This is a genomic window from Streptomyces sp. NPDC028635 (assembly GCF_040637635.1).
Lineage (GTDB): Bacteria > Actinomycetota > Actinomycetes > Streptomycetales > Streptomycetaceae > Streptomyces.
This window is the reverse complement of sequence record NZ_JBEZWX010000021.1, coordinates 1-21,037: the sequence shown is the minus strand read 5'-3', so window position 1 is coordinate 21,037 and position 21,037 is coordinate 1. Positions and strand designations below refer to the sequence as shown.

Sequence of the window (21,037 nt, the reverse complement as noted above, 5' to 3'; positions counted from 1 at the left end):
TCACCGGGCGTACGGGCGGATCTGGACCAGGCGGAACGCCCCTTCGTCGGTCATCAGCCACTCGATGTCCAGGGCGTCGTCGGGGTCGTCCGCGCTGAAGTGGGACTGCAACAGGCGTCCGGTGAGGGCCAGTCGGGCCAGCGCGTCCCGGGTCCGCGGAGGCAGGTCCTGACCGGAGGTGCCGACGTCGAGGGTGCGTCCGCCGCCCTCGACGGTGTTGTACAGGTACTGGTGCGGCAGCACCGTGCCGTCCACCACCCGCTCGGGTGATCCGGGCGTGCAGTTCACGTACACGGTGCGGAAGTCCTCACGCCGGGTCGGGTTGCAGGTCACCAGCACTCCCCCGAGGCTCGCGGGCAGGTACTCCTGGACGATCACGCCCATGTAGGTGTCGTCCAGGCAGATGCCGACCTGGTGCCGCAGCCGCACACTGCGCGGCGACAGCAGCGACGCCCACACCTGCCGTACGGCGTCCATGAGCTGGTCTTCTCCGCGGACGGTGGTCACCGAGTCGTAGATCCCGGCGGCGGAGAAGCCCGGCAGGTCCTCGGCGTTGGAGGAGGAGCGCACCACCATGCGGTGGCCGCCTGCCAGCAGTGCGGGCACGGACGCCGTGATCGCCCGTGTCACCTCCTCGGGCATGGGTGTGGTCCGCACCAGGTGCTGGAGGTTCAGGCACAGCGGGTCCACCACGTCGAACGCCTCGAGTTCCAGCGCCATCTTCAGCTTGCCGATGCCTTGCTGGAGGGCGGGCGAGGAGGTGAGGAACAGGTGGTGCAGGCGGAACGGCAGCGCCACGCCCTCGGGGGCGCGGACCGTCTCGGCCACGCACCGGGCCGCGGCGGCTCGCAGCTCTTCCCTGGATGCCTCGTGCTCGCCGAGCCGGGCGCCGAGATGGCCGAGGAGGTCGCGGCGCGGTGGGCGCGGGCGGGCGTAGAACTCCGTCAGGTCGGCGGTGCGGCTGTCCAGGACGTGGTGGAGTTCTCCGAGGTTGGCGGCCTTGGTGCCGTAGGTGTCGCGGTCGGTGCGGCGCAGCCGGTGCAGGGCCAGGACGGGAGCCTCCTCCTCCAGCAGCGGGGTCTCGATGCGGATGCGCTGCTGGTGCCAGGCGGGCTTGTTCAGCTCCGGTGGGGCGGCGAGCGGCTCCAGGGTGACGGAGTCCTCGCTCACCCGGTAGCGCACCCAGGCGCCGTCCAGGCCGTCGCGCCGCACGAGGGCGTCGAGGTCGCGGACGATCGCGTTGGGGATGCCCCAGCCCGAGGCCAGCACGTTGGTGTGGGAGAGCGGGGTGATGGGGGCGGTGTTGATGAATCCGGCGACCCGGGGCACGTCGTCGGGCAGGCGGGGCATCGCCACGATGTCGGCCCAGCCGAGTTCCGCGGCGGCGGCCTCGTATTCGGCCGGGGTGCGGAAGTGCCGCAGGCGGCCCTCGGCCTCGCCGGGGTTGAGGCAGGTGCGTGTCCGGTTGCCGAACAGGGTGTGGCTGAGGATGCGCGGGACGTGTGCCTCGCTGATCGAGGCGAGTTCGAGTTCCTGGCCGTGGTTGGCGGGCTTGAGCAGCAGGGGCAGCCGCCCGTCCACCCGGCTCCGCACGAAGTGGTGGAACTCCTCCAGCAGGGGGCCGGGCATGGTGTCCGCCTCGGTGGTCTCCAGCACCAGGAAGGGGCACTCGGAGCCGTCCTCGGCCTGGTCGGTGTGCAGGGAGAGCACGCCCAGCAGGAACCGGCGTTCCGGGTCCGTGTACACGGAGGCGTTGAACGCGTCGAGCTCGGCGTCGAGTTCGTCGAGGGTCATGCCGAGGACGCGGGTGGCGATGTAGTTGACGTGGAAGGGGTGGACCCGGGTGTCGAGCAGGTGCCAGGTGCCCTCGGCCCGGTCCACCACGACCTTGAGGTACGGGTGTCCGGCGAGCACCCCGGACAGGGTGCGGAACAGCGGCAGCGACAGGTTGGCGCCGACGACGGTGCGGTCCCCGCCGGCCTCGGGCAGGTCGGCCCTCTCGAGGGTGACGGTCATGCCCGCACCTCCTGCGCGGCGTGGACGGGCAGGATGTCCGGCAGGGCGTCCACGAGGGCGGTGAAGTCGCGGACGACGGTCTGCGGCCGGTCGGCGGACAGCAGGCACAGCCCGGCCATGGTGTTGGCGCCGGCGGCCGGGTCGTAGACCGGGACGGGGGTGCCGTCCGGCAGCGAGCTCTCCCCCACGACGCACAGCGTGCTGCCCGTGCTCAGCGGCGCGGACCGCACCACCGAGGCGGAGTCCCACACGTGCCGGTGCCGCCACGGCTCGCCCGAGCCGTCCACGGCGAGCACGACCAGGGAGCCGGCCGCGCCCTTGGCGTCCGCGGGGGTCAGCGCCCCGGCCGGCCAGTCGGGCGAGCCGCCGAGCAACTGCTCCGTGAACATGGCGATCAGGTCGAGTCCGAAGACCTCCTCGATCTGCGGCACGGTCATCGCGCCACCGAAGCGCGCCGCCGTCTCGATCACCCACATGCGGCCGCGGTCACCGAGCTTGATCTCGGTGTGGGTGCCGCAGTTCTCCAGGCCGAGCGCGTCCACGGCCTGCCGGGCCAGGTCCACGATCCTTGTCTGCGCCTCGGTCCCGAGGGCGGCAGGGGTGATGCCGGCGCGTTCGGTGAAGGGTGCGACGGTCGGCATCCGGCCGCTCACGCACACGGGCCGGAAGTCGCCCTCGACCACCACGCCCTCGACGCTGACGTAGTCGCCCCAGCCGGGTTGCTCGAACCATTCCTCGGCGCGGCCGCTGACGATCTCCTCCACGATGAAGTCCTCACCGGCGCCCGGGACATGCAGCTCGGCGTACCCCAGGCGCGCCGATTCCGTCATCACCGCGTACGAGCGGGCCCAGGCCGCGGGGGCGTCCGCGGGGGTGGCGATGATCTGGTGCGCGGTCGATCCGGCGCTCCAGGCCGCCTTCAGCAGGAGGGGGCACTGCATCTCCCCCGTGGCCGACGCGAGTTGCTGCGCGGTGGCGACAGGCCGGAAGCGGGGCTGCGGGATGCCCCGGCGCTCCCAGGCCGCGCGCATGAGGCGCTTGTCCCGGGCGAGGGCCGCGGCAGGTCCGGCGCCCCGCAGTCCGAGCCGGCGCGAGGCCTCGGCGACCGCGACCACCGCGTACTCCGAGAAGGTGACGACCGCGTCCGCGCCGACCTCGCGGGCGCGGGAGGCGATGACGTCGACCAGATCGTCCTCCCACGCGGCGCCGCGCGCGACGACCGAGGCGCAGTGCCCTTCGAGCGCACGGCCTGCGGGCAGTTCGCTGAGTGCCAGCAGGTGCGCCTCGGACCTCGCGCCCACCCTGGGCAGGGCGTACCCGACCGGGGGGCCGCCCTTGGCATGCACGTACAGCACCTTCGCCACGGGACTCCAACTCCTTCTGCTGTGCGGTTCCTTGTGTCGCGGTCTCTTCCAGCGAAGCAGTCCGGTTTCCCGCCGCTCGCCGCGCCGAGCACGGACGTCTCAGGCAAATGCCTGAGTAGGCCGGGGCGTTGCCGTCGTCGGTCAGGTTGCTTCACGCCACCTACGGGACACGCATGAGGTGTCACACACGGTGACGTTGGTCGAAGATTGAAGGAGTTGAGCCGTGGACGAGGCCGACCTCAAAACACTGCTGGCGACCCTGCCGGTGTCCTGGTGGGAGGCCGACGGGGGTTCGGGACTGGTCGAGAGCGGGGGCGGCGCCTTCACCGACGCGCGCACCGTCCGCCGCTTTCTGCAAGCCCTGCGCGCCGACCTCGGCGGCCCGTCGGCCCGGGGCGACGACGGCCCCCACCAGGCGCGGTTCGAAGGCCGCACCTTCGACGTCAACTGGTGGTCGCAGGAGGGCGGCGAGCGGCACCGCCGCAGCCGTGGAGTCGCGGTCGAGGTGGACGGCGCGGCGGCGGGCTCCGGAGCGTACGCGTCGTTCGCCGACCTGAGCCCGGCGGCGGTGTTCGTGCGCGACCCCGCCGGCCGCTACGTCTGGGCCAACCATGCCTACGCCCATCTGTACGGCACCACACGCGACCGCCTGATCGGCCGTCACCTGACCGCGTTCGACGACCCCGACGACGCGGCCCGCTTCCTGGCCCTCGACGAGGAGGTGCTCGCCGGCGGCCGCTCCGTGCGGCACACGCTCGTCTACCGGCGCCCGGACGGTTCTCCCGGCCATGCGGCCGGATACCGCTTCCCGGTTTCCTGGGGCGGGCAGCGCTGCGTGGCGGGGATCTACGTGGACGTCAGCGAGTACGTCCACGCGCTGGACCAGCGGCGCCGGGCCGAGGAGGACCTGCGTGCCCTGCGGGACCACAGCGGCCTGCCCTGCCTGCGGCTGTCCGGGGACGGGGTGGTCGGGGAGGCCAGCGCCGCCGCGGCGGATCTGCTGCGCGTGCGGCTGCGCGACCTGGTGGGGTCGCCGGCCGACGCCCTGCTGGCCGAGACACCGGAACGCGCCGCGCTGCACGCCATCTGGGACGACCTCACCGGCGGCCGGCGCAGAAGCGCGCAGTCCAGCGCCGTACTCGTCGACGGGGACCGGCGCCGGCGGCGCGTATGGGTCCACCTGAGCGTCGTCAGCCGCACCCGGGGCGGGGACCTGGGGGTGTGGGCGGTCGTCACCCGGCCGGCCCTGAGCCACGAGCCGCACCTCGCGCTGACCGCCGCCCAGGTGCGGATCCTCGCGCTGCTGGCCGCCGGGTACAGCAACGCCGGCATCGCCGAGACGCTGCGGCTGTCGCGGCAGACGGTCGACTACCATCTGGCCCGCCTCAGGCGCCTCCTGGGCGCCGCCACGCGTCCGGCGCTGGTGGCCCGCGCCTATGTGCTCGGCATTCTCGCCCCGCACTCCTGGCCGCCTCGCTCCGCCACGGCGGCACATCCGCTCAGCCCCGCCTGACGGCCCAGGTCCGCCGCACGGCGAAAGGTACGGTCCAGGCCGCCGTTGTGTGTCCCGCCGGTGAAGGAGGCGTGGGAGAGTTGTCGGATCTTGGAGTCGGGCATGGCGCGCGGCGTCACGACTGGGGTTGTGTCGTGTTCACCTCTCCAACCCCCCACACTTCTTGGAGACTTCATGTGCCGCGCCGCCTTCCGGCTGCCCGCCACCCGTGTGCCCGCCCGGCGCGCGGAAAGCCCCGGCTCCGCCAGAAGACCGTAGTCGCGTCGCCCGCGCTCGGCGGGCGCCCCCGTCCCTTGCGCAGGCGAGGGGCTGTGCCGTCAGCGTCCACCGACATGGGTACGGCGAAGCGCCTCATGTCATTTCAAGAGCGCCTCATGTCATGCCCGGAGCATCGCGTCATGCCCGGAGCATCGTATGTCATGCGCACGACATCTACGCCCTCGTCATGCCCGCGGCACGGCTTCGACCACCCCCCACGACCAACCGGTCGGCCCCATACCGGCCGGACCACCCCCCACACCTACCCGAGGAGTCCGCGTGACCTCCCGTTCCCAGCGTCACCAGCGCACCATGCTGGCCGTTGCCACCGCAGTCGCCGCCGGAGCGCTGCTGAGCACCACGCTCAGCGCCGCCGCGACGGCGCAGCCCGCCGGTCCGGGCCGGGCCGGCGCCGCACCGGTCGCCCTGTCCGCGACGGCCCGCACCACGCTCGTCCAGCAGGCCCGGGCGGAGGCCGCCGGCACCGCGAGGGCGATAGGACTCGGCGCCCAGGAGAAGCTGGTCGTCAAGGACGTCGTCAGGGACGCCGACGGCACCGTGCACACCCGCTACGAGCGCACCTACGCCGGCCTGCCCGTGCTCGGCGGCGACCTGATCGTGCACACCGCGAAGTCCGGCCGTACCGAGGGCGTGACCAGAGCGTCGAAGAGCACCCTGAAGCTCGCCTCGCTCGCCCCGCGCATCGCCCCCGCCCGGGCCGAACAGCAGGCGCTGGGACTGGCGAAGGCCGCCGGCTCCCCCAAGACCCGTGCGGACCAGGCACCGCGCAAGGTGGTCTGGGCCGGATCCGGCACGCCCGTCCTCGCCTACGAGACCATCGTCGGCGGGCTCCAGGACGACGGCACCCCGAACCAGCTGCACGTCATCACCGACGCCGCCACCGGGAAGAAGCTCTTCCAGTACCAGGGCGTCGAGACGGGCGTCGGCAACACCAAGTACAGCGGGAAGGTGGACCTGGCGAGCACACAGTCCGGCTCGTCCTACACCCTCACGGATGCCACGCGCGGCGGCCACAAGACGTACAACCTGAATCACGGCTCCTCGGGCACCGGCACGCTGTTCTCCCAGGACAACGACACCTGGGGCGACGGGACCGTGGGGAACGCCGCCACCGCCGCCGCGGACGCCGCCTACGGCGCACAGCAGACCTGGGACTTCTACAAGAAGACCTTCGGCCGCAACGGCATCAAGAACGACGGCGTGGGCGCCTACTCGCGCGTCCACTACGGCAACGCGTATGTGAACGCGTTCTGGGACGACAGCTGCTTCTGCATGACTTACGGCGACGGCACCGGGAACAACGACCCGCTGACCTCGCTCGACGTCGCCGGTCACGAGATGAGCCACGGCGTCACCTCCAACACCGCAGGCCTCGAGTACTCCGGCGAGTCCGGCGGCCTGAACGAGGCCACCTCCGACATCTTCGGCACCGGCGTGGAGTTCGCGGCGAACAACTCCACCGACGTCGGTGACTACCTCATCGGCGAGAAGATCGACATCAACGGCGACGGCACACCGCTGCGCTACATGGACAAGCCCAGCAAGGACGGCGGCTCCGCCGACTACTGGTCCTCCACCGTGGGCGACAAGGACGTGCACTACTCCTCGGGCGTCGCCAACCACTTCTTCTACCTGCTGGCCGAGGGAAGCGGGAAGAAGACGATCAACGGGGTCGACTACGACTCCCCCACCCAGGACGGCTCCACCGTCACCGGCATCGGGCGGGACAAGGCACTGCAGATCTGGTACAAGGCCCTGACCACGTACTTCACGTCGACCACCACCTACGCCGACGCCCGCAAGGGCACCCTCTCGGCGGCCGGTGATCTCTACGGCGCCGACAGCGCCGAAGCCAAGGCGGTCGCCGCGGCCTGGACCGCCGTGAACGTCAGGTGACACCACAGCGCTGACACCCCACAGGTGATGGGCGGCGTCCGGGGCTCGTCCCGGGCGCCGCCCCGGGTCTGATCCGGCCGGCTGTCCTTGGCCAACTTCTGCGGGAGGAGGGTAGCTTGGGCGGATGTCCGCACCACCGGTGATTCTGCTGCTGTCGGGGAGCCTGCGAGAAGGCTCCACCAACGAGACCGTGCTGCGTACCGCGCAGGACGTCGCGCCGTCCGTGAACGTGCGGGCCGTCCTGTACGACGGCCTGGCCCGGCTTCCGCACTTCAATCCCGACGACGACACCGACCCCTTGCCCGCGCCGGTGGCCGAACTGCGCGCCGCGATCGACGAGGCGGCCGGGATCCTCGTGTGCACGCCCGAGTACGCGGGCACACTGCCGGGTTCGTTCAAGAACCTGCTCGACTGGACCGTCGGCGGTACGGAGATCTGCGACAAGCCGGCCGCCTGGGTCAACGCCGCCGCCCCCGGTCGCGGAGAGGGCGCGCAGGCGACACTGCGGACGGTCCTGGGATACACCGGCGCCCATGTCGTGGAGCCCGCCTGCGTCAGGATCCCGGTGGACCGCGGCACGGTCGGCGAGAGCGGCGTGATCGGCGACCCGGGAGTCCGCGAGACGCTCGCCGACGTGCTGCGCCTGCTGGCGACCAGCGGCACGGAGGCCACATGAGGGACGGACCGAGCCGGCCGACGCGCGAGTCGTGACGGGTGACGGCGGCAGCACTGGGTGAGAGCCGGATCCGACGGCCCGCCGTTACTGCGCAGGGTTCCTGTGAACACCCGTTGTTACCGGGGCGGTTGGACGCGTAACCTGTCCCCCCGCCACTACGGCGACAGCAGCTGGCAACGGGGGCCGTGCGCATGACGCCATTCCGCAGTGACTCCGACGAGCTCTTTCCCGACCCGGACAACGCGAGGGCCGACGCCTTCGTCAGCGAGTACCCGACCGCCGTCGCACCCTCCGATCCCGCCCGGCTGGCCACCCGCCCGCCGCTGGTCGTCTTCCGGGTCGACGCCGAGGGCAGCGTGTACGAGGACGGCACGGCACGCATCCTCGAGGCGTTACGCAGGCCCCTCGACGAGCGGGGCAAGCTCGTCCCGTACGCGTTGGTCCATGCCGCCGACGAGCCCGTACTGCTCTCCGAGGAGGCCGGCCTCGCGCTCGCGGACGGCACGCCGCGCCACATGACGCCCGACCGGTACCCGCATTTCGACGTCGTGCGGTCACTCGTCACCCACATCCGGTCCAACCCCCTGCGGCCGGCCGGCGAGCTCGCCGACGAACTGCGCCGGCACGCCTGCGACCGTCAGCAGGCCGAGCGGCGCGGCCTGCTGGGACATCTGCCGCGGCCCGCCTCGACCGGCATCGCGCCCGACGGCGCCGACCTGAAGGGCTGGCTGGTCAGGGTCTTCTGGCTGTCCTTCACCAGCGCTCTCCCCCGCTGGGCCTGGTCCCGCTGGATCTCACGGAAGGTGATGCGGCGCTGGTTCGGCGCAATGCCGGATGCCGGGGGACGCACGGACCTGTACCGGGCGATGGCCCACGTCGCCACCATGCAGGCACCGCGGCTGCGCGGCGCGCCCGGCGAACCCCGCCACGAGGAGGCGTTGCAGGCCCTGGAGAGGATCCTGCTGCGGGCCCTCCTGGAGGACCTGGCCACCCCGAGGATCGGCCGGTACCTGCCCAAGCGGCGCCGCCGCACCGCACGGCCCGTACTGCTCGTCGAAGTGCCGCCGCCCGGCACGGAGGGCGCCCGCCGCGCCGAGCGTTTCCTGCGTGTCCTGCACGCGCTGCACGGCACCGCCCCACGCCCGGGACCGCTGGTCGTCGCGGTGGGCAAGCCGTCCCCCGAACTCCTCGCCGAGCTGGAGCCACGCGAGTGCACCCTCGCACAGGCCGCCGGCGCGCTCGGAACGCAGGACGGCGGCCCCGTCATGGTCGTCTTCCGCGAGCCCTCCCTGACCGGCCCGGGTCTGCCCGTCGCCCAGGTCGAACCCCACCGCCGCTTCCGCACCAGCTGGCGCACCACGGCCTCGCTCCTCGCCGCCACGGCGGCCCTCGCCGTCACCGCGGGCGGCCTCACCGTCGACCACGTCCGCGACGGCGGCGACCACACCTGCCTCGGCGGCAGCGCGTCCGTGGCCGCGGCGGCCCGCACCAGCCCCGTCCCGCTGGACCCCGAGGGCTGGTACGACGCCGCGCTGCGGGCGATCACCCAGCAGAACAAGCGGGCCGAGGACTACGCCCGCCAGGGCCGCAAGGTGCGCACCGTCGTCGCGTTCGTCTCCAGCCGGCCGCGCACCGAGGACGAGACGCGGTTCGACGGCACGATCCCGGAGCTGCGCGGCATCGCCATGTGGCAGCAGAAACTGAACTCCGACGCGTCCTCCGACCAGAACCTGGTGCCGCTGCGCGTCGACGTGCGCCCCACCGGAGAGGGCTTCCGCAACGCCGTGCCGGAGGCGCGGAAACTGGTCGCCGAGGTGCGCGCCGAAGGCAGGGCCGAGGACGACACCAAGGTCGTCGGCGTGCTCGCGTACGCCCAGAGCCGCGACGAGACGCGGGCCGCCCTCCAGGTCCTCGGCGAGGGCCAGATCCCGACCGTCGGCACCACCGCCACCGCCAACGAGATGCTGGCGGGAGCGGCCAGCCTCACCTACTGGCCGTTCACCCCGGACAACGGCCGCGAGGCCCGTATCGAGGCGGACTTCGCACGCGGCGCCAACATCATCGCCCGGGACGACGACGGCGCCGCCTGCTCCCCCGCCCGGCAGGCCATCGTCATCGAGTCCTCGGCCGACCTGTACAGCCGCAGTCTGGCCGGCCGGTTCGTGGAGGCCTTCTCCGGCACCACGCGGATCTTCAACTTCAACCAGGACGGTGACTTCGACCCGCAGCCGCCCGGCGGCGCGCCCAACCTGTCCAGCGCCGACGTGCTCGCCGAGCAGCTCTGCCAGGCGCTCGCCGAACAGCCGCAGTCGGTCGTGTACTGGTCGGCGCGGGCCAAGGACTTCACCGCGTTCATCACCGCCATGGACACCCGCGGCACCTGTATCGACCGCCCCGTCACCGTGCTCGGCGGGAACGAGCTGACCAATGTGGCGCAGACCGGCGCCTTCGCCAACAAGAACTGGCTGCGTCTCTACTACTCGGCGCACCGGCTTCCGGTCACCAGCGAGTACGCCAGCGACAGGACCCGCCTGTTCGTGTCGACGTACGACGCGTTCGTACGGGCCGGCACCCGGGGCGCCGACCCGTGGCGGCAGGACGGCCACTCCGCGGTGTCCTACGACGCCTTCCACGTCCTGTCGCAGGCGGTGGCCCAGGCGTGGCTGCGGGACAAGGACATCGACCGCCGTTCGGTGCTGGTCGCGCTCAGCGGCGGCATCCACTTCAACGGCGCGACCGGTGAGATCTCCTACGGTCAGGGCGGGAACGCACCGCCCGTCGACAAGACACTGGTGATCCTGCGGCAACTCGGCGACGAACCGAAGGCCGTCCTGGTCTGCGGTGCCTATGACGAGGGCCGGTCGAGCCGCGCGGAGGGGCCACCGTGCACTCCATAGCGGCTTGGACTCGCGGGAGTTGACGTGACGCACGGGCGCGCCCGCCCTTCAGTCGCGCCCGGTGCCGTCTCCGGTGCCGTGTCCGGAAAAAGAGATCATCATTTGCTTTACCGGACTATAAGATCGACGCGTTCCAGGTGCCGAAGCGCGTCGCCCCGATGAACGCCGCCCTGGTCGTGAAAGGACCCCAGTGAAGTTCTGCCGTACCCTCGCCGTGGCCGCCACCGTCACGGTGGCCACGCCCGTCGCGCTGCTCACCGCCGCTCCGGCCTTCGCCTCCGGGTCGTCCGCGGCGCCGGCGCCGGACCAGCCGACGTACGCGGAGCTGGTAAAGACCGCCACCGCGGCGCAGAAGGCGTACGACGAGGCCGTCGCCGCCGAGACGGAAGGGCGCAAGGAGGTCGAGGCCACCCTGAAGGCCCTGGACTCCGACACGCACCCGCTCAAGGCGGCCTCGATCGCCGCGGACAAGGCCGCCAAGGAGGCGGCCGCCACGAAGGACGCCGCCCAGAAGGCCGTCGCGGACGCCAAGGCCCAGCTCGACGCGGCGCAGAGCGACTCCGACAAGGCCGAGGCGCAGCGCGTTCTCGCTGCCGCGGAAGGGGACCTGGCGAAGGCGGTCACCGCCCAGCAGGAGGCCGACGCGGCAGCTGAGAAGGCCCACACCGCACTGGACGACGCCCGTGTGGCGGCCGCCCGCAAGTACAGCCGCATCCAGCAGGCCCTCGAGAAGGCGCGGGCGGCCAAGGAGGCCGCCGACAAGGCCCTCGCCGCCGCCAAGGAATGCGTCCGGGAGAGCGGGCTGACCTCGCAGGCGGTGGGGCTGCCCGCCGAGGTCGCCGCGGGGAGCACCGTCGGCTTCACCCTGCGCGTGACCAACGGCACCCGGCGCACGCTGGCCGTCGATCCCCTGGTGTTCTTCCACGTGGCCGGGGAGAGCCGCGGCGCGAAGAGCCTGCTGAAGGTCGAGTGGTCCAACGGCTCCACCTGGCAGGCCCTCAACGGTGAGGACCCCGAGCACATCGCGCACCTCGACGTCATGAAGCCGGGCGAGCACAGCGATGTGAAGCTGCGCATGAAGGTGGACTCCGCGGCCAGGAACGCCGAGGCCTTCGCCCTGCTCGCCGGTGACGCCTCCGACGCGTACAACCCCTGCGTCCTGGGCCCGATGAAGCGCTACGACTTCACGCTCCTGCCGGCGGGGAGCAAGACCGCCCCGTCCGGCGACGCCAAGCCCGTCCCGCCCGGCGGGGACGACGACAAGCGGCCCGGCGCGGCGAAGCCCGGCAAGGGTTCCGCTCCCTCCGCGCAGGGCGGCACCTCCGCACAGGCCACGGGGACGACGACCACGGCGGCCGGCGCGGAGGGCAGCCTCGCCGAGACGGGTTCGTCCCCGGCGATGGCGCCGATCGCCCTGACCAGCGCCGCCACCGTCGTCCTCGGTGCCGGCGCGGTCGTCGCCGCGCGCCGCCGCACGTCCACGCGCGGCGTCTGACCGCCGGCCGTCGTCACCGGCCCTGGGATTCCCCCGGGGCCGGTGGGTCTCGGGGCAGCACCCACGCCACCCTGGGGTAAACCCCCTGTCCGAGAGGGTGACTGGCAGGCTGTTTCGGCTGGTCGCAGGTGCGGAGACTCGGTGGCATGACGATTTCCCCGCAGGCCGCGGTCGCGGCCACCGTGCCCGCCGCCCGACCCCGTCCCTCCGATGCCGGAGCCGGCAGCGACTTCGCCCGGCTGTCCCGTCGCATCACCGAGGCGGGACTGCTGAGACGCCGCCCCGGCTACTACGCGGCGCGGCTCGGTCTGGTGATCGCGCTGACCGCGGGGGGATGGGGGGCCTTTCTCGCGCTCGGAGACACCTGGTGGCAGATGGCGACGGCCGCCTTCCTGGCGCTGATGTTCGGTCAGATCGCGCTCGTGGCCCATGATCTGGCGCATCGTCAGGTGTTCCGGCGTCGCGGGCCGAGCGAGATGTGGGGCCGGCTCTTCGGCAATCTCGGGATCGGCATGAGCTACGGCTGGTGGATGAACAAGCACACCCGCCACCACGCCAACCCCAACCACGAGGAACTCGACCCGGACGTCGCCCCGGACATCCTGGTGTGGTCCACGGAACAGGCCCGTGACAGCCGGGGTCTGGCCCGTCTCATCGGCGGCCACCAGGCGGGGCTGTTCTTCCCGCTGCTGACCCTGGAGGGCTTCAACCTGCACGTGGCGAGCCTGCGGGCGCTGCGCTCGCCCGGCATGAAGAGCCGGACGCTGGAGGCGGCGCTGCTGCTGCTCCACCTCGCGGCCTACCTGTCCGCCCTGTTCCTCGTGCTCTCCCCGGGCAAGGCGGTGGCGTTCCTCGCCGTGCACCAGTGCCTCTTCGGCGTCTACCTCGGGTGCACCTTCGCGCCGAACCACAAGGGCATGCCCACGTTCCGCGGCGACGAACGGCCCGACTTCCTGCGCCGCCAGGTGCTCACCTCGCGCAACGTGCGCGGCGGACGACTGACCGACGTTCTGCTCGGCGGGCTCAACTACCAGATCGAGCACCATCTGTTCCCGAGCATGCCGACGCCCCATCTGCGGCATGCGCAGGCCGTCGTCCGTGCCTACTGCGCGGAGATCGGCGTCCCCTACCACGAGACCGGGCTGATCCAGTCGTACCGCGAGGCCCTCACGCATCTGCATCAGGTCGGTGAGCCGATCCGGCAGCAGCGCCGAAGGGCCGCCTGACGTCGCCCCCCGGCCGGCGAGGGAAGCGGTCCCGCCACCGTCGGGGGGAATCGGTGGCGGGACCGCACGGTGCCCGGGGCGGGAGGGGGGGACCAACTCCCCCGAGCACGTCTGAATCTGCTGCTGCCCGGGCTCCGCAGATATATGCACGCGGGTTCCCGCCGGATTTTCCGCCCCCGAAGATCCCCGCCGCCACCGGCTGCCGGCTGCCGGCTGCCGGCTGCCGCTTCAGAGTGTGAGCATCCGTTCCCGCTCCACCAGCGTGCCGCCGCCACGACCGTCGTCGGCGCACCCCTCTTCATCGGCAGCGATGACTTTCGGCGGCGCATCGGGTCTGCCTGGTATGACCCGCATCATCGCTGACATCTCGATCTCCCTCGACGGCTTCGTCACCGGACCCGACCCGAGCCCGGAACACGGGCTGGGCGTCGGCGGCGAGGCCCTGCACACCTGGGCCTTCTCCGACGACCCCGACGACCGCCGGCTGCTGCGTGAGGCGACCGCCCGCTCGGGCGCCGTCGTCCTCGGCCGCCGTCTGTTCGACCTGGTCGACGGGCCCGACGGCTGGGACGACACGACCGGTTACGGCGCCGGCGAGGTCGGCAAGCCCGCGTTCGTGGTCGTGACGAGCTCCGTGCCGGAATCGGTGCGGCTCACCGGCCTCGACTGGCGGTTCGTCACCACCGGGGTGGCCGACGCCGTCGCCGTCGCCCGCGAGCGCGCTCAGGCGGCGTCGTCCGCCGGCGGGAAGGATCTCGACGTGGTCATCATGGGCGGCGGCGCCACGATCGGCTCGGCGTTCGACGCCGGGCTGGTCGACGTCCTGAGCCTGCACCTCGCACCCGTCCTGCTCGGCTCCGGCACACCCCTGTTCACCGGCACGGCACCGCGCACGCTGGTGCAGCGCGGCGTGACCCCCACCTCCACCGCCACTCACCTGCTGTACGACGTCCTCTGACGACGTCCTGCCGCCCGCGGCCCGGGCCACGCCTCAGCCGCGCTCGCGCAGGTAGGCCTCCAGCTCCGCGGCTCCGGCCAGCATCGCCCGCCCGCGGGCGGACAGGCGATCGTGCCAGTCGCGCAGGGTGGCCTGCAGCGGTTGCAGTCCGCCGGCCGACCGCACCTGCGCGATCACCGGTGCGATCTGCTCCAGCAGGTAGCCGCCGCGCCTGAGTTGGTGGGCGAGGCGGGCGTCGCGTACGTCGGCCTCGTCGTAGACGCGGTAGCCGGTGAGCGGGTCGCGGCGCGGACGGACCAGCCCGGCCTGCTCCCATTTGCGCAGCGTCGCGGGCCGGACGCCGAGCTGCCGCGCGAGCGGCCCGATGAAGGTGCCGCCCGGCCGGGGCGTCACGGCGGACTCCCCCGCTTTCGAGGGGCTCGGAGCGAGGTCGCGCAGGGCACTCTCCACGGCCGTGAGGGTGTGCCGGTCGGTGAGGAGCTCGGCGTGGCTCTCGTCGATGAGGCGGAACGCCTCGTCGGCCGCGCCCTCGTGCACCGCCCGCATGATCGACGCAGCCGTGTGATGGCCGTGGCCCGGCACGAGGGCGAGGAAGGCGCGCAGGGCCGCCGCGTGGAGCGGGGTGTAGGTGCGGTAGCCGTGAGGGGTGCGCGCGGCGGCCGGGAGGATGCCTGCCGCCTCGTAGTTTCTGATCGCCTGGGTGGACAGACCGAGTCCGCGCGCCAGATCGACCGGCCTCAGTCTCTCCCCGGTTTGAAGGTTTCGCCCCATGAGCCCGACGATATCGCGGCCAGGTCTCCACCGAAGGTTCAACGATAGCGTTGAGGGCATGGCTACTGACATCGGGAACCTCGCCCACACCGTCGACGCGGCCGCCGTCATGGGGCTCCTGCCCGCGAAGCCCCGGTTGCTCGCTCTGGGCGAGCCCACCCATGGCGAGGAGGCTCTCCTCGAGCTGCGCAACGACCTCTTCCGGCAACTCGTCGAACACGAGGGCTACCGCACGATCGCGATCGAGAGCGACTGCCTCATGGGCCTGACCGTGGACGCCTACGTCACCTCGGGCGCGGGTACGCTCGACGAGGCCGTGGAACGCGGGTTCAGCCACGACTGGGGCGCCCATGCGGCCAACCGCGAGCTGGTGCGCTGGATGCGCGAGTACAACGACAGCCGCCCCGCGTCCGACCGCCTTCGCTTCGCCGGGTTCGACGGCCCCCTGGAGATCACCGGCGCCGCGAGCCCCCGCCAGGCCCTGACCGCGCTCCACGGCTATCTCGCGGCCCACGTCGACGCACAGCTCCTTCCCTGCACCCTGGACGCGCTCGAGAAGCTGCTCGGCGCCGACGACCGGTGGACGTGTCCCGACGCGATGACGGACCCGGCCCGGTCCGTGGGGCAGTCGGCGGAGGCCGGTGCGCTCCGGCTGATCGCCGCCGACCTGGTGGCGCTGCTCGAGGAGCACGCGCCGCACCTGATGACGGCGACGCCACCGGACGAGTGGGATCGCGCCCTCCTGTACGGGCGAACCGCGACCGGCCTGCTGCGCTACCACCACTGGATGGCCGACACCTCACCGGCCCGTATGACCCGGCTGGTGAGCGCGCGTGACCGGATGATGGCCCACAACCTCCTCGCCCTCGCCGAACGCGGCCCGGTGCTCGTCCACGCCCACAACAGCCATCTCCAGCGGCGCAAGAGTTCGATGCGGATGTGGCAGGGGCCGGTGGAGTGGTGGAGCGCCGGCGCGCTGGTGAGCGCCCGGCTCCGCGAGGAGTACGCCGTCGTGGTCACGGCGCTCGGCACGATCCGCCACCACGGAGTCGGCACGCCACCACCGGACACCGTCGAAGGGCTCCTGTACGCACGGCCCGGGGACCTCTCCGTCATCGACGCCCGGCAGCTGGCCACCACCCTCCGCGACGCCGCACCCCCGCCCCGCACGTCCCCCTGGTTCGGCTACGCACCGCTCGACCCGGCCCATCTGCCCGACATGGACGCCCTCGTGTTCGTCAAGGACGTACCGGTCGTCGGCCCGCGCTGCTGAAGCGCCGGCGCGGGTCAGGAGCGGCGGGCGGCGCGGCGGACGGCCCACACCGCCGCCGCGAGGACGAACCCGTAGACGGACACCAGCCCGTGGCCGTTGTCCTGGGCGAACCACATGGCGAGGCCGAGTGCCGGGACGCCCGCCGCCAGGGCGATGTTCTTCGGCAGGCGGGTGCGGGTGAGCAGGGCGAGGGCGAGGGTGGCGCCGAGGAAGTAGGTGGCTCCGGAACTCCCGGCGAAGTTACGGGGGTCGGTGCTGGGGCCGTCGCCGAAGCCGAGCACGGTGTCGATGCGGCCCGGGAGCAGGATGCCGGCGAGGAAGAAGGCCAGCGTGAGCGAGCCGCCCCAGTACCACTGGGCTAGTGCGGCGACGGCGGCCAGGGTGACGAGGTTCCACAAGCCGCCGAAGAAGCCGCCGTTCTGCATGAACACCGAGGTGAACTCGCGCCACCACCCCGGCTTCGAGGGGTCCGCGTCCAGCGCGTCCATGGCGCCGGACCAGGCCAGTTGAAGAACGACGCCGGCAACGGCCAGCGCGGTCAGGGCGATCGCCGCCCACGGCAGCGGCCGTTCCCGCAAGGTGTCGCGGCCGACGACGCCCAGCCCGCAGTTGAACATCATGACCATCAGCGCGGCTGTGGTCACGTTGAAGACGATCGCCCCCATTGTCTTGCCTTTCCCCCGTTCACGGCGTTTCCAACACCGTTCGAAACTCTTGTGGCGCAAAGCTAGCACGATTTTCGAACGGTGTTGGAACGCGTTGTACGGTGGGACGCATGAAGCTCACCAAGGAGCGCATCGTCGACGCGGGGATGGCCGTCTTCGCCGAGGTCGGCTACCAGAACCTGTCCATGCGCCAGGTAGCCGTCCGCCTCGGCACCCATGCCGGCAGCCTGTACTACCACGTGCGTGGCAAGGAGGAGCTCCTCGCCCTGATGGCCGACCGGGTGTGCCACCAGGCGTACGACGCCGGCACCGCCGCCCTCGCCGCCCTGCCGCCCACCGCCTCCTGGGAGGACCGCGTCGCGGCCCAGGCCACCTCCCTGCGCCTGAGCATCAAGGAGCACCCCGGCGGCGCCCAACTCCTCGCCGAGAGCCCCGGCATGCTCAGCCCCGGGGCCCTGTCCCTGATGGAACGCCTGCTGCGCACCCTGCTCGACGCCGGCCTGCCCGCCGCCCACTGCGGCATCGCCGCCGACACCCTGCTCAGCCATGTCACGGGATTCGTGCTCCAGGAGCAGAACCAGCCGGCAGCGCCACCGGATCTCACCGCAGAGCTCCACGCCGACCTGTGCGCCCGGTTCCCGCTGGTGACGGGCCCGCTGATCCCACGCCTCGACCCGGACGAGAAGTTCGCGCGGAGCATCCGCCTGCTCTGCACCGGCTTCACGGCGCTCTGCTGAACAACCGCGGTGGCGAAAGCGGCCGCCGGCACGTCGGCGTGCGTCCTATGCTGCTCGGATGATCAAGCCGATCGAACTGGTGATATTCGACTGCGACGGAGTTCTGGTCGACAGCGAGCGCATCGCCGCGCGGGTCCAGGTGGCCCTGGGCGCGGAGTTGGGCTGGCCGCTCACCGAGGACGAGGTGGTGGCCCGGTTCATCGGACGCTCCCACGCCGCCATCCGCGAACAGGTTGCCGAACGGCTCGGCCGGGAGACCGCCGCCGTCTGGCACGAGCGGTTCGAGCAGTTGCACCGTGAGGCCGTGGACGCCGGACTGGCGCCGGTCGAGGGGCTCGTCGAAGCGCTGGACGAGATCACGCTGCCGACCTGCGTGGCCTCCAGCGGCTCCCACGAGAAGATGCGGCACACCTTGGGCCGCACCGGCCTCTACGAGCGGTTCGAGGGACGCATTCACAGTTCCACGGAGGTCGCGCGCGGCAAGCCCGCCCCGGACCTCTTCCTGTACGCCGCCGAGCGGATGGGGGCCGATCCGGCCGCGTGTGTGGTGGTGGAGGACAGCGGCCCCGGTGTCCGGGCCGCCCGGGCCGCCGGCATGCGCGCCCTCGGCTACGCGGGTGGCCTCACCCCGGCCGAGCGCCTCGAAGGCAGCGGCACGGTCGTCTTCCACGACATGCGCAAACTGCCCGCGCTGCTGCGCGAGATGTGAGGAGGGGGCCGGGGATGCGCTGATCCGGCCCCTACGGTCAGCGGTCCACGGGCGGAAGGCGGTCGAGGCCGGTGTCGCGCAGGATGCGCTCGACCGTGGCGGTGAGTGCGCTGTCGGCGCCGATGACGGTGTCCGCGCCGCCGGGCAGCAGATCCCGCTCCCGGTACCAGGCGCGCAACTCGGCCTCGCCGAGCTCGTTCGCCAGGGGCTTGGTCGCGTGCCGGGCCGGCGTCTCGGCGAACGGTACGTCCAGGTCGGTGCCGTCGCGGCAGGTGCGCGCAACGAACGGCGGCACACCCACGGTACGGAGCGTGCCGTGGCCGGTGGGTGCCGCGCCTCCGGGTATCGGGCTGCGCCGCGCGGGCAGCGGGTCACCGGTGACGGGGGTACCGCTGGCGCACCCTCCGTCGGCGTACAGGTCGTACCGTCGAGGTGTGGACAACCATGACGAGGTCCGCGAGTTCCTCACCTCGCGGCGAGCGAAGATCACCCCGGAGCGGGCGGGCTCCGCCTCGGAGGAGGGTCCGCGTCCGCCGGTCTCCTTGGCGGCCACCTCGGAGGTGCGGTCATGAGCCGGGTCCTGGTGACCGGTTCCGCCGACGGACTCGGTCGTGCCGCCGCGGACTCCCTTCTGTCGGCCGGGCACGAGGTCGTGGTGCACGCCCGGAACCCGGCGCGGGCGGCAACGCTCCGGGAACTGGCCGATCGCGGGGCGTCTGTGGTCGTGGGCGACTTCACCGAGCGCGACGCGGTACGGCGGACGGCCGCCGAGCTGAACGACACGACACCCTTCGACGCCGTCATCCACAACGCCGGTGTGTGGAGCGGTCCCGCCGTCATGCCGGTCAACATCATCGCGCCGTACCTGCTCACGGCCCTGCTGCGGGGGCCGCGCCGCCTGGTGTACCTCAGCAGCGGCTCGCACTTCGGCGGGCGCGACTCTCTCGCCCGCGTCGACTGGCGCGGTCGCGGCCCGGGCTCGTACGCCGACAGCAAGCTGTACGTCACGACGCTCATGGCCGCGGTGGCCCGGCTGCGTCCCGGGGTGCTGAGCAATGCCGTGGATCCGGGCTGGGTGCCGACGAAGATGGGCGGCCCGAGCGCCCCCGACGATCTCGAGCTCGGCCACCGGACCCAGGAGTGGCTCGCCGTGAGCGACGAAGCCGACGCCCTGACCAGCGGCGGGTACTGGTACCACCGGGAACGCCGGCAGCCGCATCGCGCGGTCCACGACGTGGACTTCCAGGACCGTCTCCTGCGGGCCCTGGCCGAGGAGACGGGCACGCCGCTCGACTGACGCCGGCGCCCGGAGCACAGTGCTCCGCCGGGCCTGCCCGCGCTGATCGCGGGGTACCTGCGGCGGCATGGGATCTCTGAGTTCACCAGTGCTGCTGGTGCTGTTCCTCGTGAGCGCCGCGGTGATCTGGTACGCAGGCGTCAAGTTGTCCGACACCACCGACGTACTGAGCGAGCGGCTGCATCTGGGCAGCGCCCTGGGTGGTCTGATCCTGCTGGCCATCGCCTCGAACCTGCCGGAGATCGCCATCACCGCCAGCGCCGCCATGGCCGGTCAGCTCGATGTGGCCGTGGGCAACATCCTCGGTGGCATCGCGGTCCAGACGGTCGTGCTGGTGGTCCTGGACGCCGCCGGGGTCCGGCCGCGCGCGCCGCTCACCCGCCTGGCCGCGAGTCTGGTTCTCGTCCTGGAGGGCGCGCTGGTGGTCGCCGTCCTGGCCGTCGTGGTCATGGGTACGCAGTTGCCGGGTGATCTGTTCTTCGCCCGGCTCGGCCCCGCGCCGCTGGTGATCGCGGCGATGTGGGTCATAGGCCTGGTGCTGCTGGACCGGGCGGGCAAGGGGCTGCCGTGGCGGGAGGGCGGGGACGCGCCCGGGGCACAGCCGGAGCCGCGCGGCCATTCCAAGGGCAAGAAGGAGAAGGCCGCCACCGACCAGGGCGTCGGTACGGCTCGTGCGGCTCTGGTCTTCACCGCCGCGGCGGTCGCGACACTGGTCGCCGGTGTCGTGATCGAGCGCAGCGGTGAGGAGTTCTTCGCCCGCCAGGGGCTCGGCGGCGTCCTGTTCGGCGCCACCGTGCTCGCCGTGGCGACCTCGCTGCCCGAGATCAGTACCGGGCTGACCTCCACGAAGCTCGGCGACTACCAGCTGGCCATCAGCGACATCTTCGGCGGCAACGCCTTCCTGCCGGTGCTGTTCCTCATGGCCACGGTCATCTCGGGCAAGCCGGTCCTGCCCGGCGCGCACGGCACCGACATCTACCTGACCGCCCTCGGCATCGTGCTGACCACCGTCTACATCGCGGGGCTGATCTTCCGGCCCCGGCGCCAGTACCTGCGGATGGGCGTCGACAGTCTCGCGGTCCTGGTGCTCTACGCGCTCGGCATCGCCGGGCTCACGGCCATCGCCGGGTGACGGCACCTGCCGGACACGCCGGTGGGCCTCGCAGCAGGAGGTGGCCCGCACCCGAGCGGCGGGGGGGGGGCCCCAACAAGGGGGGGGGGGCCCAAAACCAAGCAGGGGGTGGGCGGCCGGTGAAAGGAAAAAC

Annotated in this window: 16 protein-coding genes and 2 pseudogenes; 13 read left to right on the top strand and 5 right to left on the bottom strand. The window is 72.3% G+C overall.

The features are described from left to right. On the bottom strand, window positions 1–2,016 hold the full coding sequence (locus tag AB0E88_RS22070; RefSeq protein ID WP_361632879.1) for a PEP/pyruvate-binding domain-containing protein: 2,016 nt from the start codon (window positions 2,014–2,016) through the stop codon (window positions 1–3). Beyond that, complete coding sequence (locus AB0E88_RS22065; RefSeq protein WP_361632877.1) at window positions 2,013–3,380, bottom strand: ATP-grasp domain-containing protein; 1,368 nt, start codon at window positions 3,378–3,380, stop codon at window positions 2,013–2,015. Before AB0E88_RS22065 ends, AB0E88_RS22070 begins: the two co-directional genes overlap by 4 nt. A gap of 223 nt (window positions 3,381–3,603) precedes the next feature. On the opposite strand from AB0E88_RS22065, the gene AB0E88_RS22060 reads away from it, so the two are divergent. The 7 genes from AB0E88_RS22060 to AB0E88_RS22030 all read left to right on the top strand — a co-directional run bounded on the left by AB0E88_RS22060 (window position 3,604) and on the right by AB0E88_RS22030 (window position 14,320). Beyond that, complete coding sequence (locus AB0E88_RS22060; protein WP_361632875.1) at window positions 3,604–4,893, top strand: PAS domain-containing protein; 1,290 nt, start codon at window positions 3,604–3,606, stop codon at window positions 4,891–4,893. 570 nt (window positions 4,894–5,463) lie between these two features. After that, entirely contained in the window at window positions 5,464–7,068 is a 1,605-nt protein-coding gene (locus AB0E88_RS22055) for a M4 family metallopeptidase (protein WP_361633058.1), read from the top strand. Between the two features lie 124 nt (window positions 7,069–7,192). Next, window positions 7,193–7,744 (top strand): NADPH-dependent FMN reductase, encoded by a 552-nt coding sequence (locus tag AB0E88_RS22050; protein WP_361632873.1) that lies wholly within the window; start codon window positions 7,193–7,195, stop codon window positions 7,742–7,744. A gap of 191 nt (window positions 7,745–7,935) precedes the next feature. Continuing rightward, window positions 7,936–10,641: an ABC transporter substrate-binding protein gene (locus AB0E88_RS22045; protein WP_361632871.1), complete on the top strand. Its 2,706-nt coding sequence runs from the start codon at window positions 7,936–7,938 to the stop codon at window positions 10,639–10,641. Between the two features lie 190 nt (window positions 10,642–10,831). Beyond that, complete coding sequence (locus AB0E88_RS22040; RefSeq protein ID WP_361632870.1) at window positions 10,832–12,136, top strand: hypothetical protein; 1,305 nt, start codon at window positions 10,832–10,834, stop codon at window positions 12,134–12,136. Window positions 12,137–12,282: 146 nt separating this feature from the next. Further along, entirely contained in the window at window positions 12,283–13,362 is a 1,080-nt protein-coding gene (locus AB0E88_RS22035; protein WP_361632868.1) for an acyl-CoA desaturase, read from the top strand. A gap of 343 nt (window positions 13,363–13,705) precedes the next feature. Then, entirely contained in the window at window positions 13,706–14,320 is a 615-nt protein-coding gene (locus tag AB0E88_RS22030; protein WP_361632866.1) for a dihydrofolate reductase family protein, read from the top strand. 33 nt (window positions 14,321–14,353) lie between these two features. Here the strand turns inward: AB0E88_RS22030 and AB0E88_RS22025 are convergent, their stop codons facing one another. Continuing rightward, complete coding sequence (locus tag AB0E88_RS22025; protein ID WP_361632864.1) at window positions 14,354–15,091, bottom strand: TioE family transcriptional regulator; 738 nt, start codon at window positions 15,089–15,091, stop codon at window positions 14,354–14,356. A gap of 58 nt (window positions 15,092–15,149) precedes the next feature. On the opposite strand from AB0E88_RS22025, the gene AB0E88_RS22020 reads away from it, so the two are divergent. Continuing rightward, a complete protein-coding gene (locus AB0E88_RS22020; RefSeq protein WP_361632862.1) occupies window positions 15,150–16,364 on the top strand; it encodes an erythromycin esterase family protein in 1,215 nt (404 codons plus the stop codon). A gap of 14 nt (window positions 16,365–16,378) precedes the next feature. Here the strand turns inward: AB0E88_RS22020 and AB0E88_RS22015 are convergent, their stop codons facing one another. Next, window positions 16,379–17,008, bottom strand: a complete 630-nt coding sequence (locus AB0E88_RS22015) for a hypothetical protein (protein WP_361632860.1) — start codon at window positions 17,006–17,008, stop codon at window positions 16,379–16,381. Between the two features lie 131 nt (window positions 17,009–17,139). Here AB0E88_RS22015 and AB0E88_RS22010 point away from each other — a divergent pair, with 131 nt between their 5' ends. Together AB0E88_RS22010 and AB0E88_RS22005 are read left to right on the top strand one after the other, a co-directional pair. Continuing rightward, complete coding sequence (locus AB0E88_RS22010) at window positions 17,140–17,766, top strand: TetR/AcrR family transcriptional regulator (protein ID WP_361632858.1); 627 nt, start codon at window positions 17,140–17,142, stop codon at window positions 17,764–17,766. 58 nt (window positions 17,767–17,824) lie between these two features. Next, complete coding sequence (locus tag AB0E88_RS22005) at window positions 17,825–18,475, top strand: HAD family hydrolase (protein ID WP_361632856.1); 651 nt, start codon at window positions 17,825–17,827, stop codon at window positions 18,473–18,475. 37 nt (window positions 18,476–18,512) lie between these two features. Here the strand turns inward: AB0E88_RS22005 and AB0E88_RS22000 are convergent. Further along, window positions 18,513–18,728 (bottom strand): annotated as a pseudogene (locus AB0E88_RS22000) (kinase); the annotation flags it as partial. A 181-nt stretch (window positions 18,729–18,909) separates the two neighbouring features. Between AB0E88_RS22000 and AB0E88_RS21995 the strand changes: the two are divergent. The 3 genes and pseudogenes from AB0E88_RS21995 to AB0E88_RS21985 form a co-directional block, all read left to right on the top strand. Then, window positions 18,910–19,005: pseudogene (locus tag AB0E88_RS21995) on the top strand (transcriptional regulator); the annotation flags it as partial. 38 nt (window positions 19,006–19,043) lie between these two features. Then, window positions 19,044–19,772, top strand: coding sequence for an SDR family NAD(P)-dependent oxidoreductase (locus AB0E88_RS21990; RefSeq protein ID WP_361632854.1), 729 nt, complete (start codon window positions 19,044–19,046; stop codon window positions 19,770–19,772). 67 nt (window positions 19,773–19,839) lie between these two features. Beyond that, complete coding sequence (locus AB0E88_RS21985) at window positions 19,840–20,904, top strand: hypothetical protein (protein WP_361632852.1); 1,065 nt, start codon at window positions 19,840–19,842, stop codon at window positions 20,902–20,904. Window positions 20,905–21,037: the final 133 nt, after the last annotated feature.